At 44.9% G+C, this 869-nt stretch carries 2 protein-coding genes; both read right to left on the reverse strand.

What is annotated here, in order from left to right; translation table 11 throughout:
• On the reverse strand, nt 1–551 hold a 551-nt coding region (locus AACS90_RS03650), incomplete at its 3' end, for a phage minor tail protein L (protein WP_099123671.1).
• Complete coding sequence (locus AACS90_RS03655) at nt 548–862, reverse strand: phage tail protein (protein WP_099123672.1); 315 nt, start codon at nt 860–862, stop codon at nt 548–550. The genes AACS90_RS03655 and AACS90_RS03650, both read right to left, overlap by 4 nt.
• Nucleotides 863–869: the final 7 nt, after the last annotated feature.

Genomic DNA, 869 nt, shown 5'->3' on the forward strand with positions numbered 1-869 from the left:
CGCATACACCATGTACACAGGCTATGGATTTGGCGTGTGGGGATCTGAATGCCCTGCAAGTCTGCCGGGGAAGATAACGCAAACTGAACGCTTTCATTGTCTTCATGGGTTTTACTGTCGATGTAAAAAACGTCTATTTTTTCCTGTGTCGGGTCTGCTTCAGGGTTGCCCTCCGGGAAGTTGCGTGCATCCAAATAATGCGCAAATGTCATATGGATCGTGATACGCGCCTGCACCATATTCTGGTAAGCAAGACACAACGAGCTGATAGTTCCGTCCAGATTAGCAACCCGGAGTTCGGGTGATACCGTTCTGCCGTCACTATTCACCTCCATTCCCTGTATTTCGACAGGCCATGGTTTGTACTCTATCCCCTGCCACCAGATAGATTTAATCGGTAAATTGCTCGGGTCTTCCAAATCATTCTCTGTATGGGCTATAGGGTAATTGTGGAAGTACAGTTCTGGCCCGCCAAAGACCGAAGCATCAACAGCAAACAACAAAATTTTATTCCCTGCCTCCAAACGTTGGAGGTCTGCATTAATTTTCATGCGCTATGTGCCTGTTCAAATACGGCTGATATTCTCATGACTCCACCTGACATCGGGATCATGGTTATTGAGTCAGCCTTGACTCGATATAAGCCTTTCTCGCCGTATGGAGTCGTCCAGATAAATGATTTCAACGTGTGATTTCGAATAAATTGAAAGATGGGTGTTACTTCTTCTCTTATGCCGATATAAGAGTAAGGCCATGACTGACTTTCTGGATTAATTCCATCCCCTGATACTTGTTTATAACCATCTCCAAACTCAACCGTTTTAATTCGATGCTTAAATTCACCACTGGGAGAATCCTGAATTTGAGTT

Origin of the sequence: Xenorhabdus sp. KK7.4 (genome assembly GCF_963876465.1) — a bacterium.
GTDB classification, from domain to species: Bacteria; Pseudomonadota; Gammaproteobacteria; order Enterobacterales; family Enterobacteriaceae; genus Xenorhabdus; species Xenorhabdus stockiae.